This is a genomic window from Pseudomonas sp. SIMBA_068, from assembly GCF_046534705.1.
GTDB classification, from domain to species: domain Bacteria; phylum Pseudomonadota; class Gammaproteobacteria; order Pseudomonadales; family Pseudomonadaceae; genus Aquipseudomonas; species Aquipseudomonas putida.
Genome location: NZ_JAWRYI010001432.1, coordinates 1 through 242, shown reverse-complemented (window position 1 = coordinate 242; position 242 = coordinate 1). Strand labels below are relative to the sequence as shown.

General features: G+C 57.4%; 1 protein-coding gene. It reads left to right on the top strand.

The window, feature by feature from the left end; genetic code table 11:
- A partial coding sequence (locus SB756_RS34355; protein ID WP_410913790.1) for a citrate/2-methylcitrate synthase occupies positions 1-176 on the top strand: 176 nt, incomplete at its 5' end.
- Positions 177-242: the final 66 nt, after the last annotated feature.

Here is a 242-nt window from a genome sequence, read left to right as displayed (position 1 = left end):
AGGCGATCGGCATTCCAACCAGCATGTTCACCGTGATCTTCGCCCTGGCGCGGACCGTCGCCTGGATCTCGCACTGGAAGGAAATGCTCTCCAGCCCGTACAAGATCGGCCGTCCACGCCAGCTGTACACCGGCTACGAGTCGCGTGACATCACCAAACTGGAAGACCGCAAATAAGACCTGCCTTGCGCAAACGTCTTAGCTGCACCGGATACGGCCTCTAACAGAGGTCGTATTTGTTTC